Origin of the sequence: Maribacter aestuarii, from assembly GCF_027474845.2 — a bacterium.
In the GTDB taxonomy this organism is placed as follows: domain Bacteria; phylum Bacteroidota; class Bacteroidia; order Flavobacteriales; family Flavobacteriaceae; genus Maribacter; species Maribacter aestuarii.
The window spans coordinates 2,825,543-2,838,802 of record NZ_CP107031.2 but is presented as its reverse complement, the minus strand read 5'-3'; the positions used below and the strand labels follow the sequence as shown (position 1 = coordinate 2,838,802).

Annotated in this window: 11 protein-coding genes and 2 tRNA genes; 6 read left to right on the top strand and 7 right to left on the bottom strand. The window is 39.7% G+C overall.

Translation table 11 applies throughout. The annotated features are described in order from the left end of the window. Positions 1-106 precede the first annotated feature (106 nt). Complete coding sequence (locus tag N8A89_RS12880; protein ID WP_289644433.1) at positions 107-601, top strand: metallophosphoesterase family protein; 495 nt, start codon at positions 107-109, stop codon at positions 599-601. Positions 602-708: 107 nt separating this feature from the next. On the opposite strand, the gene N8A89_RS12875 is transcribed toward N8A89_RS12880, so the two are convergent. Beyond that, complete coding sequence (locus N8A89_RS12875) at positions 709-1,119, bottom strand: DUF4293 domain-containing protein (protein WP_281542618.1); 411 nt, start codon at positions 1,117-1,119, stop codon at positions 709-711. 191 nt (positions 1,120-1,310) lie between these two features. Here N8A89_RS12875 and rho point away from each other — a divergent pair, with 191 nt between their 5' ends. The 3 genes from rho (at position 1,311) to N8A89_RS12860 (ending at position 4,555) form a co-directional block, all read left to right on the top strand. Further along, positions 1,311-2,933 carry a transcription termination factor Rho gene (gene rho, locus N8A89_RS12870; RefSeq protein ID WP_281542617.1) on the top strand — a complete coding sequence of 541 codons (1,623 nt, stop codon included), beginning with the start codon at positions 1,311-1,313 and terminating at the stop codon, positions 2,931-2,933. A gap of 202 nt (positions 2,934-3,135) precedes the next feature. Beyond that, positions 3,136-3,855 carry a hypothetical protein gene (locus N8A89_RS12865; protein WP_281542616.1) on the top strand — a complete coding sequence of 240 codons (720 nt, stop codon included), beginning with the start codon at positions 3,136-3,138 and terminating at the stop codon, positions 3,853-3,855. Between the two features lie 19 nt (positions 3,856-3,874). Further along, positions 3,875-4,555, top strand: a complete 681-nt coding sequence (locus N8A89_RS12860; protein WP_281542615.1) for a hypothetical protein — start codon at positions 3,875-3,877, stop codon at positions 4,553-4,555. Between the two features lie 154 nt (positions 4,556-4,709). Here the strand turns inward: N8A89_RS12860 and rpsT are convergent, their stop codons facing one another. The 4 genes from rpsT to proS all read right to left on the bottom strand — a co-directional run bounded on the left by rpsT (position 4,710) and on the right by proS (position 6,745). Next, the gene (gene rpsT, locus N8A89_RS12855; RefSeq protein WP_281542614.1) at positions 4,710-4,961 is read right to left on the bottom strand and encodes a 30S ribosomal protein S20; all 252 of its coding nucleotides are present in this window, start codon (positions 4,959-4,961) and stop codon (positions 4,710-4,712) included. Positions 4,962-4,993: 32 nt separating this feature from the next. Then, positions 4,994-5,065 (bottom strand) — tRNA-Glu (locus tag N8A89_RS12850). 52 nt (positions 5,066-5,117) lie between these two features. Further along, positions 5,118-5,189 (bottom strand) — tRNA-Glu (locus N8A89_RS12845). 80 nt (positions 5,190-5,269) lie between these two features. Then, on the bottom strand, positions 5,270-6,745 hold the full coding sequence (gene proS / locus N8A89_RS12840) for a proline--tRNA ligase (protein WP_281542613.1): 1,476 nt from the start codon (positions 6,743-6,745) through the stop codon (positions 5,270-5,272). 95 nt (positions 6,746-6,840) lie between these two features. Between proS and N8A89_RS12835 the strand changes: the two genes are divergently transcribed. Together N8A89_RS12835 and N8A89_RS12830 are read left to right on the top strand one after the other, a co-directional pair. Next, positions 6,841-8,169 (top strand): hypothetical protein, encoded by a 1,329-nt coding sequence (locus N8A89_RS12835; protein WP_281542612.1) that lies wholly within the window; start codon positions 6,841-6,843, stop codon positions 8,167-8,169. Between the two features lie 38 nt (positions 8,170-8,207). Further along, entirely contained in the window at positions 8,208-9,713 is a 1,506-nt protein-coding gene (locus N8A89_RS12830; RefSeq protein ID WP_281542611.1) for an OmpP1/FadL family transporter, read from the top strand. A 50-nt stretch (positions 9,714-9,763) separates the two neighbouring features. On the opposite strand, the gene N8A89_RS12825 is transcribed toward N8A89_RS12830, so the two are convergent. Beyond that, positions 9,764-11,233 carry a T9SS type B sorting domain-containing protein gene (locus N8A89_RS12825; RefSeq protein ID WP_289644431.1) on the bottom strand — a complete coding sequence of 490 codons (1,470 nt, stop codon included), beginning with the start codon at positions 11,231-11,233 and terminating at the stop codon, positions 9,764-9,766. Between the two features lie 119 nt (positions 11,234-11,352). Continuing rightward, on the bottom strand, positions 11,353-13,152 hold the full coding sequence (locus N8A89_RS12820) for a T9SS type B sorting domain-containing protein (RefSeq protein ID WP_289644430.1): 1,800 nt from the start codon (positions 13,150-13,152) through the stop codon (positions 11,353-11,355). Between the last annotated feature and the right edge of the window lie 108 nt (positions 13,153-13,260).

The following is a 13,260-nucleotide window of genomic DNA, read 5'->3' as shown; positions in this document are numbered from 1 at the left end:
ATATGCTAGTTTTGTACGCTGCCAAAGATATTAAAAGGATAGTTAAAAGTGGGGTTCCTAAGTTTTGGCAAACCTAACTCCTACCAGACCAAGCAGAACTTGAGATATGACAAAAATCCTCTTACTTTCAGATACCCATTCCTATATTGACGATACCATTTTGAAATATGCAAAAGAGGCCGATGAAATTTGGCATGCAGGAGATATTGGGACTTTAAACGTAACAGATACACTGGCAAAACTGAAGCCGGTCCGGGGGGTCCATGGGAACATAGATGACCATGTTATCCAAAAAGAGTTTCCGGAAAACAATAGATTTTTTTGCGAAGGTGTGGATGTTTGGATAACTCACATTGGCGGCTATCCACCAAAATACAATTCACGAACCCGAGATGAAATAAAGAGCAACCCTCCTAAGCTGTTCATTTGTGGTCACTCGCATATTCTAAAAGTGATGTGGGACAAGAAGCTAGGCATTTTACATATGAATCCTGGCGCCTGTGGCAAACACGGTTTTCATCAAGTTAGGACCATGCTGCGGTTTGTCATCAATGGTAGCGATATTAAAGATTTGGAGATAATTGAGCTAGGTAAACGTTAGACCAACACTACTGGACCTATCGCTAGAATCAAATGCTTTGGATTATATTCAAAAAAACCCGGGAACTACCCCGGGTTTCACGCACTAATACTACTAAGATGTTAGGTTTAACGTAAACGATCTACAGATTTTACAAGATCTTCATCCTTCTTTATGGCCCTATTGGCAAGGGCTAAAAAAACGATAGAAAATACAGGAATCAACATCCCAATACCCTTCTCAGAGACCGTGGTCTCTCCGGATAAATTTAGTGATCGGTAAACGAAAAATCCTAGTAAAAAAAGATTTAATATCATGTTCAGTCTATTCACCACAAACTGATTTTTTCTGTTTTTAAATAGAAAGATAGCCCATAAGGCCAATGCGCCCGAAACATAAAAAACAATGGATACCAAAATCTCGTTGTTGGCATAAATCTCAGTTCCCTGAGCGTCCGACCAAAGATTTACAAAGAATGGAAGTACGGCAGACAAGAGTGCCACAATAACCAAATATAGACTTTGTACTCTTTGAATCATATCAACTTCTCTATTAGATGCACAAAAATACTGGTCTTTTTAAAAAATATCCATCTAATATTGAAAATAATTTGTATTATTGCTTTGTTATACTTCATAACACTTACCATAAGGGATATCGATCCCGAAAAATACCCACTAAAGAATTTACTTCTTACAGTACAAATCACATATAATTTATTCTACATTTAATGTTTGAGATTACAGATTTAAAATCAAAAAAGCTACCTGAATTACAGGAAATCGCTAAGGGACTTAAAGTTCCAAAATTCAAAACTTTGAAGAAATTGGATTTGGTATATCAAATCCTAGACCTACAAGCCGCCAACCCGAAAGCAGCGGCAGCAATAGCACCAACCACGGAAACTCCAAGTAAACCAAAACCTAGGCCGAGGCCAAGGAAAGACACAAGCGGGAAAAAAGAGGAAACACAAACGGATAAAAAAACAGAGGCCTCAACAACGGAAGATAAGAAAACTTCAAAATCGGATAACCCCGAAAATAGAAAACCAAGACCGAGGCCAAAACCCACCAACAGCGGTCAAGCAAAAAAAGATTTTCAGAAAAATAATCCGCAGCATAAGGGCAATAGCAATGGAGGCAGCAACAAAAGTTCCCGTCCGCAAAAAAACAGTAATTACGACAAAAGTAATTTTGATAAGGACTTAAAGAACCGCTATAAGGAACCGGAATATGAATTTGATAGCATTATAGCTAGCGAAGGCGTTTTGGATATTATGCAAGACGGTTACGGATTTCTTCGTTCTTCCGATTACAATTACCTTTCCTCACCGGATGATATTTATGTTTCACAATCCCAGATTAGACTTTTTGGGTTAAAAACTGGAGATACGGTTTTAGGAAACGTAAGACCACCGAAGGAAGGAGAAAAATATTTCCCACTAATCAAGGTCAACAAGATTAACGGTATCGACCCTCAAATTGTAAGGGATAGGGTGTCATTTGAACATTTAACACCACTTTTTCCTCAAGAGAAGTTTAATCTTGCAGAAAGGCAAAGTACCATATCAACAAGAATTATCGATTTGTTTTCACCTATTGGTAAAGGACAGAGGGGTATGATCGTGTCTCAGCCAAAAACAGGTAAAACCATGCTTTTAAAGGATATAGCCAACGGAATTGCGGCAAATCATCCTGAAGTATATCAAATTATCCTCTTAATAGATGAACGCCCGGAGGAGGTAACAGATATGCAACGCAACGTGCGTGGCGAAGTGGTTGCTTCAACGTTTGACAAGGAAGCTACGGAACACGTAAGGGTAGCCAACATCGTATTGGAAAAAGCAAAACGCTTGGTAGAGTGCGGTCATGATGTCGTCATTTTATTGGATTCCATTACCAGATTGGCAAGAGCTTATAACACGGTACAACCGGCTTCAGGTAAAGTCTTGAGTGGTGGTGTAGATGCGAATGCCTTGCACAAACCAAAAAGGTTCTTTGGAGCGGCCCGTAATATTGAAGGTGGTGGGTCACTATCCATTATCGCCACAGCTTTGACTGAAACAGGCTCTAAAATGGACGAGGTTATTTTTGAGGAATTCAAGGGTACCGGCAACATGGAATTACAGTTGGACAGAAAAATTGCCAACAGAAGAATATTCCCGGCTATAGACTTAACTTCTTCAAGTACCAGACGCGACGACATGTTATTGGACGAAAGTACTTTACAGCGTATGTGGATCATGCGCAAGTATCTTGCCGACATGAATCCTGTGGAAGCCATGGAATTTATAGAGCAGCGATTTAAACAAACAAAAAACAACGAAGAGTTCTTGATGACCATGAACCAGTAGGAGTTCTTCAACACATGTATATAAATCCCGATTTGGAAAAATCGGGATTTTTTGTTTCTGGCAAGAATGAAATTCATCGAAAAAGTTCCACATAGAATTCTCACTGCCAGTAATTTAATATCTTTAAGCTATCTGAAGATTATTCCCCCAATCTTAAGTAGTATTTCTTAGACATGAACACTAATCTTAAAACGACCTAAAAATGAAAAAATCGGCAATCTTCTTTGGAAAAATCTTATCTGTGGGATTTGTAATAGGGCTATCTAGCTGCGGTGATAATAAATCTGTGCCACAGGAAAATGAAATTGAAGTAGTGCCTCCTGCACAAATTATACAAATTCCAGAAGCCAAAGAATCCTACGACACATATGAAAAAAGAAGGGTAACGCTGATTCAGAAATACGAGGACTCCATAAATAGAAGCCGAGAAAATTTAAAAGCCATCAACGAAAAGAATAGTAAGGCCTTCGATGTTGGGAGGTTCGTATACTATGACTATGAAACAATTAAACAGTATCTCGCCTATATAGAGCAAGAAGCTAAGAAAGCAAATGTAGAAATTTCCACGTTGAGATTTTATTTTTCAAACTATCCTGATGAAACATTCTTTCCGGGAACAAAAGATTCTATAAAGCACCCAAGACAGAATTCTATACTAATATCCCCTACGTATAATGACGGTAAACGTGATTTTCTTTTCTACATAGCTCAAGGCGCCGAAGGTGCCGAAGCGGTTCCATTAAACGATAGTTTCGGGGCCATTAAAGGTTATGGTATAAATGAAGATAAGCCGACAAAATCCTATGCTGCCATAATTCCAAATTTGAGTTCCTCAACAGTTTTACCTTCTAGTAGCCTCCAAGGTAGTACGAGTTTAACCTTGAATAGGGGCACTGGTGTTCCACCTCCAAAAGACCAATAATTAATTAGAAATAAGATAAATGTTAGAGCTAGTTCAAAATAATTATTTCTTTTTGCTCTACATTGCAGCTTTCATACTTTCAATAGTACGTTATAGGGTTTATTATGACACCGTATTAAAATACTTTCCAATACTGATCGCGTATACCTTACTATCTGAAATTTTAGGTTTTGCAATAAGAAATTTCGATGATATACAAATTGTTTACGAAGAGGACTATTATTATTATAATACACTAATTTTCAACATATTCGACTTTATTTTCTATTTGTATTTCTTATCGGTATACCATAAAGTTCTAGCCTCTGCAAACAGTAAAATGTTCGTTAAAGTAGGTGTGGTTTTATTCATCCTGGTGAGTATTTTGAATGTATTTCTGCAAAATATTTATGTTTCCCCACAGAACTATGCCATTTTAGTAGGTGCCTTATTTACCGTGGTTTCGGCTTTTCTTTACGTAATGGAACTACATAATAATGAAAGCATTCAGATTACTCGAAAATTATTGTTTTGGATAAGTATTGGAATTATCGTCTTTCATTTCTTCTACCCTATTACCATGTATATTGTAAGTTTTGAATATGATTTCTACACCACAATGGGTATAGGAAAATTTCATCTCTTTACCATTGCTCTATTATACGGTTGTTTTATTATTGGATTTATTAGAATGAAGAGATTTAAACCACATGAGATTTAAACTTAGCAGATAACTTATATTTATTGAAATAGGATTAGGACGCAGTATACGCGATTTCAGAAATGAGATTACTCGTTTAAAGGAAGATATATAATATACAAAAAAGGCCCTTTAACTAATGTTAAAAGGCCTTCCGTGTTCTATAATAAAAGTATTAAAGCGCAGCTATATGCTTTGCCAATTTACTTTTAAGGTTAGCAGCTTTATTATCGTGTATGATGTTTCGCTTTGCAAGGCGATCAATCATACTTACAACACTTGGAAACAACGCCTCGGCATCTTTCTTCTTCTCCTCACTACGTAACTTTTTAATAGCGTTACGCGTGGTTTTATGTTGATATCTGTTACGTAAACGAACAGCTTCGTTTCTTCTGATTCTTTTTAATGCCGACTTATGATTTGCCATTATTTTAATTTATTCTTTTTAGTTTCCTTTTGTAGCCCGTAGGGGAATCGAACCCCTGTTACCAGGATGAAAACCTGGCGTCCTAACCCCTAGACGAACGGGCCATCTAGTAGCTAAGAGTATTTTTTTTAATTCTATACTCTTAAACTCAATTTGTAGTCCGTAGGGGAATCGAACCCCTGTTACCAGGATGAAAACCTGGCGTCCTAACCCCTAGACGAACGGACCATTACTTTGCGTAATTGCGGATGCAAAAATACAATTATTTTTTACTATCGCAACCCCTGTATATTATTTTTTACAATCTTTTAGTACGCCTTTGCAAATAGGACTCTATTTTTAGATGGTTTACCCGTTACCATGCACTCTCCCTGCTCAGGGGTCACATCAATTGGAATACATCTTATGGTCGCTTTTGTCTCTATTTTTATTCGATCTTCAGTCTCAGGTGTACCATCCCAGTGCGCCGAAAAGAAACCACCTTTGGTTTCCAATAGCTCCTTGAATTCATCATAGGAATCAACCAGGGTTATGTGCTCCGCCCTGTGCTTTAATGCCTTATTGTAAATGTTTTGTTGAATATCCTCCAGTAAGAATTCAATTTTGGAAACTACCTCGTCTGCGGCAACCGTTTCTTTTTCCAAGGTATCCCTTCTTGCCACCTCGTAAGTTCCATTTTCCAAATCCCGTTGACCTATGGCAATTCTCACCGGAACACCTTTTAACTCATATTCGTTGAATTTGAATCCGGGTTTATGGGTATCCCTATTGTCATATTTTACTGAAATTCCCTTAGCCCTCAACTCTTTTATCAACGGATTAATTTTCTCAGTTATAATATCCAACTGTTCCAATCCGCGATATATGGGAACAATAACCACTTGAATAGGTGCCAGCTTTGGAGGAAGGACCAATCCGTTATCATCACTATGAGTCATAACCAAAGCGCCCATTAATCGTGTGGAAACACCCCAAGAAGTAGCCCAAACATATTCCTGTTTGCCTTCTTTCGTGGCGAATTTTACATCAAAAGCTTTGGCGAAATTTTGTCCTAAAAAATGGGATGTTCCAGCTTGCAAAGCCTTACCATCTTGCATTAATGCTTCAATACAATAGGTCTCAATGGCTCCTGCAAAGCGTTCACTAGCGGTCTTCACACCTTTTATTACCGGCATGGCCATATGGTTTTCGGCAAAATCGGCATAAACGTTCATCATCTGTTCGGCTTCTTCAATAGCCTCTTGTTCAGTGGCATGGGCCGTATGGCCTTCTTGCCATAAAAATTCAGCGGTTCTAAGAAAGAGTCGCGTGCGCATTTCCCATCTAACGACGTTTGCCCATTGATTAATTAACAATGGTAAATCTCGATAGGATTGAATCCATTTCCGATACGTATCCCAAATTATGGTTTCAGAAGTAGGCCTTACAATTAGTTCTTCCTCCAATTTTGCATCTGGGTCTACAATGATCCCACTTCCATCTTCGGCATTTTTGAGCCTGTAGTGGGTTACAACGGCGCATTCTTTCGCAAATCCTTCCACATGACTGGCTTCTTTGCTCAAATAAGATTTAGGAATGAAAAGAGGAAAATAGGCGTTCTCATGGCCAGTTTCCTTGAACATTTTATCCAAACCGGCCTGCATCTTTTCCCAGATGGCGAAACCGTAGGGTTTTATGACCATACACCCCCGTACACCTGAATTTTCGGCCAAATCTGCCTTAACAACAAGTTCATTGTACCATTTAGAATAATCCTCGCTTCTCTTCGTTAAATTTTTACCCATTGTAAGTAGTTTGGCACAAAACTTGTGACTATTGCAGTAAAATAATTCGGTAAAACTAGTTATTTTTAATATGTTCAACAATTAATTTTGACACCATGATAAATACATTACCCCTCAATAAATTACGCAATGCCATAACAATGGCTATTCTACCTCTTTTTGTTATATCATGTGGTTCATACCAACAAGCGTCATATTATGACAATGATGGTATTTATTCTGATGGTAGCACACGAACTGTTGAACGTCAACCTCAGCAAATGAATCGCAATCAACAACCGCAGGATACCGATACCTATTCCGATTATTTTGGACAAAAGGCCAATCAATATGACGAAATATTGGAGAGTGAAATATTCACCGATGTTGATGGCTATTCCAGTAATGTGGTAAATGACAGCATAAACCCAAATCAGTTAACGGATTATTATGACAATTCTAACGATTATCAAGGCTTTGGTGGTTGGGGAGATAATGCTACGAACGTTAGCATTAATATTTATGATAATGGTTGGAATAATTGGGGAGCCTTTGGCTGGGCCAATCCTTACTGGGGCTGGAACGACCCTTGGTTATGGGGAGGCGGCTTTGGTTGGGGTGGATACGGCTGGGGCTGGAACAATCCTTGGAGATGGAACCGTTGGGGCTGGGGAGGCTATGGTGGCTTTGGCTGGGGCGGAGGCTTCGGTTGGGGTTGGAACAATTGGGGCTGGGGAGGCTATGGCTTAGGATGGAATAACTGGGGATACGGCTATAACCGAGGTTTTAATAACCGCTTTAACAGAAACAGATTTGCTTATACAAACGGAAGGCGTGGATATTACAATAGGAATACGGTGAACAACAGTGGAATTGCAACTTCATTGAGGGGAAGGTCTAATGTAAATACTAGGGGGACAAATCCCAGGTATAGAAGTACGACAGCTAGATCTAATTCCAGAAACTACTCGGCTACTAGAAGCTCTAGAAATTATCAAGGTGCGGCCAGAAGAACCGTTGGGGTGGACCAAAATAGAGCATACAGGACAAGCAGAAGTACTAGGGCCGTTCCAAGATACAATGGTTCATCCAGAAGCAGCACTTATCGTTCTAGTGCCGCAAACAGCGGATACCGCACAGGAGTCTCCTCCAGGGCCAGAACTGCAACCCCGAGAACTTCGGCCTACCGTAATTATGGAAACAGCTCAAGAAGTAGCGGCTATAGTTCAGGTAGAAGCAGTGGTTATAGCTCCGGTAGAAGTAGTGGCTCTAGAAGTGGTGGCTACAGCTCGGGAAGAAGCAGTAGTTCCAGAAGTTCCGGAAGTTACCGTAGCTCGGGTAGCAGCTCAAGAAGTTCTGGAAGCTATAGAAGCTCAGGTTCATCGGGAGGCTCAAGATCAAGCGGAAGGTCATCCGGCGGTAGAAGTGGTGGGAGACGGCAGTAACTTAATCACGATTTTTCAAAAACTTTAAAAAATTTACAATGAAAAGTTATATCACTTTCATAGGATTATTATTGTGTGCAATCGGTAGTAGTCAGAATATAAGCGATGCTCTTAGGTATAGTAATGAGAATCTACAAGGTACCGCTCGATTTCAAGCTATGGGCGGGGCTTTTGGAGCCTTGGGCGGAGATTTATCAGCCTTAAATATTAACCCAGCGGGATCAGCTGTTTTTAACAACAGTTTATTTACTTTGTCCGGCACGAGTTATGACAGGGATAATGACGCAACTTATTTTGGGAGGAGAAATAATACCGTATTTAACGATGTAAGCCTTAACCAAATTGGAGGCGTGTTCGTTTTCAATTCGACCAATGATAATTCTGACTGGAAGAAATTTTCTTTGGCCATTAATTATGACTTGGTAAATAATTTTGAAAATGAGTTTTTTGCTTCTGGAAATAGTAATCAGGGTATAGATAACTACTTTTTGGATTTTGCCCAAGGGGTTCCCTTTGGCTCCATTTTGATCCAACAAGATGAGTTTATAGAAGATGCTTACTTAGATATTGGAGCCAGTCAAGGATTTGGAGACCAACAAGCGTTTTTAGGCTACTATGGAGGCCTAATAGACCCTGTGGACATGGAAGATGCCAATACGGATTATGTAAGTAATGCAAGTTACAGCACCGTTAACCAGGAGTTTTTAAGGAGAACAGCGGGATACAACAGTAAGTTTACTGTTAATATGGCTTCCCAGTACAAAGAGAATCTCTATCTAGGGGCATCACTGAACTTTCACAGTGTGCTTTATGATCGATATGATGAACTTACGGAAAGTGGTTATGCCCCGGGTTCCGAAATACAAAATACAACCTTTGATAGTTTTCTGCGTTCGGAAGGAAATGGTTTCTCCTTTAGCTTAGGTGCGATTGCAAAACTAAATGAGTATGTGCGCTTGGGAGGAAGTTATCAATCCCCGACATGGTATCGTTTAACGGACGATTTTTCACAAAGAATTAATTCGGATTTAGCCGATGAGGACATCGATTTCATCAATTTTAATATCATAAACCTCTTTGATACCTATACTATAAAGACACCAAGTAAGTTAACAGGTAGTTTAGCTGTTGTCTTTGGTAAAAATGGTTTATTGAGTTTTGACTATGGATATCAAGATATGTCGCAATCAGAATTGAGACCGGCTAACGATTCGAGCTTTCAAATAGTTAATGATCAAATATCCAATGAACTTAGTGCAGTCTCCACATTTAGACTTGGAGGAGAGTATAGAATTAGACAATTTAGCTTAAGGGGAGGATATCGTTTTGAGCAAAGTCCTTATGCGAACGGTAACACCATTGGAGATCTTAATGGTATCTCTACAGGTCTAGGTTACAATTTTGGGGGTAGTAGACTAGATTTATCCCTTAACCGTACCGAACAAGATGTAAGCGAACGCTTGTTCGATACAGGGGTTACCACCCCTGCAATGGTCAACAGAATTTATACCAATGCAACATTAAGTTATACCCTTAACTTCTAAAGATTATTGCTTTAATAAATAAAAAGCCCCACTTTTCAATGGGGCTTTTTTTATCTCTTTAGTGCAAAATGCGTTTTTCGGGTTTTTGCCACAAGTACTCCAACATCGTCCTCTTCATACTCAAACCGGAACCAGTAGTCCGTAGAAGGCATTTGTCTGCCATTGAACGTTCCGTCCCATCCTCCAGCGGCACCGAGTTGTTTGAGCAATTTACCATAGCGGTCAAAAACAAAAACTATGGGATTGGTCAAGGTCTCAATACCCCTTACGTTCCAAGAATCATTAATACCATCCGCATTAGGCGTAAAAAACTTAGGGTATGCCACGACCAAAAATTCAATAGGTTCAGTGGTCCCGCATCCATTTTTATCGTTGATAATCACGGTGTTTATGCCTGGCGGAATATTTGTGAATATAGGATCATCTTGAAATGCACCTCCATTAATGGCATATTCATAATCACCATCACCCAGAACATTAAACTGTACATCATTTTGATCCGGGTCTATGGACAGATTGGTATCTAGAATCTCTACTGGATTTGCTGGGTCTAATACTGGAATTCCAAAAAAAGTTATTAAGATTCCACCATCATCAGCAACCGTTGGTGGCGTTCCGGATATTGTTGTTATCGTAGCGAAATAACGACCGGAATTGGGACTTGATACAACAAGCTCGGCTCCAAAAGGTCCTGTCCCTGCCAACGTAGCGTCTACCGTACCATCATCCTCGTAATCTACGGTCCATTCAACATTTGCAATATCAGATCCCGCCGGTGAGTTTAATGCGCTTAATGTGATATCGGGATCTCCTTCACAGGCAATGATATCCAATCCTAAAAACTCATCTCTTAAGGTACAATCCAATGCAGTATTCTGATCGTCTTGAACCGAATTTCCTGTAAATGTCAGCATATATGGCTCAGGGTCTCCATCGAAATTCGTGTTGAAATTATTGATAAGAATATAATAGATTTCTCCAGGTTGTACATCTAGCCATTCATCATAGGTATTTTGACTACCTACCAAAAAAGGAGCTCCCACTTGACCGTTCTCTGGATTAACCCCAATACCCGTAAATCTCGTATTGTTCACTTCATAATTACAACGGATAGGTTCAGAACTGCCATCCCCAATTATTGTACAAAAATTCTGCCCACTCATTTGATCATATGGACCGTAAACAGCAAAATCCCACTCCGCAGTCGGGGTTCCCATTCCACCGTTGGTTGGCAAGGCTTCAATATCAAAACCAACTTGGCCTCCGGTCCCGGCCCTAAACACGTACCATGAGGTATTGTTCTCAATGTTGGCAGAACTTACACTACCCTTTTCCAAGCAACCAGATTGGCGAACCACTTCCGGGTCAAAATCATCGATATCTCCTCCACCGTCAGCGAGACCCATAATGGGCATATCCGCACAAACAGGAATAGCTGTTCTACAATCTGGAGAATTTTGGGCCTTGCTTTCCCATGTAAAAAGGAACAAGCAACAAAAGAAACAAAGCAATACGCGCATAAGTGTGGGGCTATTTTGGTATACTTTAACGTATATAATAACTTACTTCACGTAATTTTAGTATTGTTCACCGAAGTTTTATGCAGTTAATCGATGAAATGCACCCTCCTCACCAAAGCTTACCGCTTCAGGCTAAAATGATTGTTGATATATTTGGCCGTTGAAGTTTGACCTTGAGTATCCGTGTAGGTGAGCTTAAACCAATAATCGGATGCAGGAAGCAACCTCCCATTAAAAGTGCCGTCCCATCCGTGCATGTTTTCATCCATTTGCACAATCAATTTTCCAAAACGGTCATGGATGGAAACAACAGGCTCCTCTAAAGTTGATAACCCCTCTACACGCCATAAGTCATTGATTCCATCGCCATTGGGTGAAAAGAATTTTGGAAAACCTACAACAACTATTTCCTCAGAGTCGGAACCGCAACCGTTAATATCTATTACGGTTACCGTATGGACGCCAGGAATAACATTTCTAAACATGGAAGATTCCTGGGGGGTATCCGTATCCAATTGGTATTGAAAACCCCCTTCTTCCTCAACTGTAATTGTAACCATATTTGTATCATCCAAATAGGCTATATCAACATCACTTATTATTGGTGGTCTAGAAAAAATCACGGTAACACTCCTAACGCTCATACAACTTACCGATCCCTGACCATTTGTTGCGGTTAAGGTATAAGTACCTTCTTGGTTTACGCTAATCTGTGATGAATTTTGCCCAGAATCCCAGGAATAATTGTACCCTGGTTCCGGAATAACTTGCCCAATGATAGCTATTGGCGAATCTTCACAAATATAAACCGAGGTTGGAAAATCTAATTGCGGTACTCCTATACCATTAATTTCAAAGGCTTGCGAAACATCAAAACAACTGGTATTTTCAATGGAAGTAGTCCTTACATAAAGTGTTTGAGACATCATGGTAGGTTCAAATATCATCGGCAAAGCATTGGCTCCTTCTACTGCTTCGATCATTGTACTATGGTAACTTACCCTAAATTCATTTGGACTTTGCATACCTAATGCCTCTACGGTTTTCGCTGAAAGGTCTACTAAGGTCCCATCCAAACAAACCAATTCATCACTCAACTCATTCGTCGTAGGTGATGGAGAAAACGCGACTTGAACTTCGCTGATAATATTATTGCCCGAAGGAACTACCACATGAACCCGGTACATTGCGGATACCGCTACGGATAATGTTGGTCCGTTCTCCGCAGGAATCTGCTGATAACCAGTTCCTAGGCTTAGATACCATTCATAAGAAATAGCATTAATTGTAGTTGCGTCTAACACCACGTTATCGCTATCACATGCGGCAATGGGCGGGCCCAGAAGGTTGTTGATAATGGAACAGTCCAAGGCCGTATTTGGAAACTCGACAAAAATGTTTCCTGAAAATTGAATGGAAAAGCCGGAATTTACATTGCTAAAATTATTGATGAAGAGAAAATAATCCTCACCTGCTTCTACTTGTAGCCAATCGTCATATTGAAAGTTGTCCACACCTTTTGGGTCTTCACCGACCCCTGTGAAAGTATTATCGTCTGAATTATCAAAATAGTTACATCTAACGGGCTCTCCAAGATTGTTGCAATCATTAGTTCTATATAATGCAAAGTCCCAATCCTCTGAAACATCAAAACCTATATTGAAGCCCAGTTGACCACTTTCCCCAGTTCTAAACCGATACCATGCAGAATTAGATTCTATAGTTCCTGTTGCCTGGGCAATACAACCAGATACTGAGGAGCCATTAAAATCGTCAATACCATATCCGTTCGTACCTCCGTTTACCGGTGTATTATTGCAAATGGGCACGGCACTCGCACAATCAGGTGAAACCTGACCGAACGTAGCTAACGTTCCGAGAAGGAAATTGAAAATAAGGACGATATAAAATCGTTTCATAATCCTTTCAGATTTGGAAAGTTAAAAATACTTGGGATGCCCACTTAACACTAATTTATGTTGTGTAATGCCCTTATAATGGTATAAAGTGGCATATAATGTATATCT

Excerpts from the sequence above, each read along its gene's own strand:
- rpsT (WP_281542614.1), bottom strand. The coding sequence starts at position 4,961 with ATGGCAAATCATAAGTCGGCATTAAAAAGAATCAGAAGAAACGAAGCT.
- N8A89_RS12835 (WP_281542612.1), top strand. The coding sequence starts at position 6,841 with ATGATAAATACATTACCCCTCAATAAATTACGCAATGCCATAACAATG.
- N8A89_RS12875 (WP_281542618.1), bottom strand. The coding sequence starts at position 1,119 with ATGATTCAAAGAGTACAAAGTCTATATTTGGTTATTGTGGCACTCTTG.
- N8A89_RS12860 (WP_281542615.1), top strand. The coding sequence starts at position 3,875 with ATGTTAGAGCTAGTTCAAAATAATTATTTCTTTTTGCTCTACATTGCA.
- N8A89_RS12865 (WP_281542616.1), top strand. The coding sequence starts at position 3,136 with ATGAAAAAATCGGCAATCTTCTTTGGAAAAATCTTATCTGTGGGATTT.
- rho (WP_281542617.1), top strand. The coding sequence starts at position 1,311 with ATGTTTGAGATTACAGATTTAAAATCAAAAAAGCTACCTGAATTACAG.
- N8A89_RS12880 (WP_289644433.1), top strand. The coding sequence starts at position 107 with ATGACAAAAATCCTCTTACTTTCAGATACCCATTCCTATATTGACGAT.
- N8A89_RS12820 (WP_289644430.1), bottom strand. The coding sequence starts at position 13,152 with ATGAAACGATTTTATATCGTCCTTATTTTCAATTTCCTTCTCGGAACG.
- proS (WP_281542613.1), bottom strand. The coding sequence starts at position 6,745 with ATGGGTAAAAATTTAACGAAGAGAAGCGAGGATTATTCTAAATGGTAC.
- N8A89_RS12830 (WP_281542611.1), top strand. The coding sequence starts at position 8,208 with ATGAAAAGTTATATCACTTTCATAGGATTATTATTGTGTGCAATCGGT.
- N8A89_RS12825 (WP_289644431.1), bottom strand. The coding sequence starts at position 11,233 with ATGCGCGTATTGCTTTGTTTCTTTTGTTGCTTGTTCCTTTTTACATGG.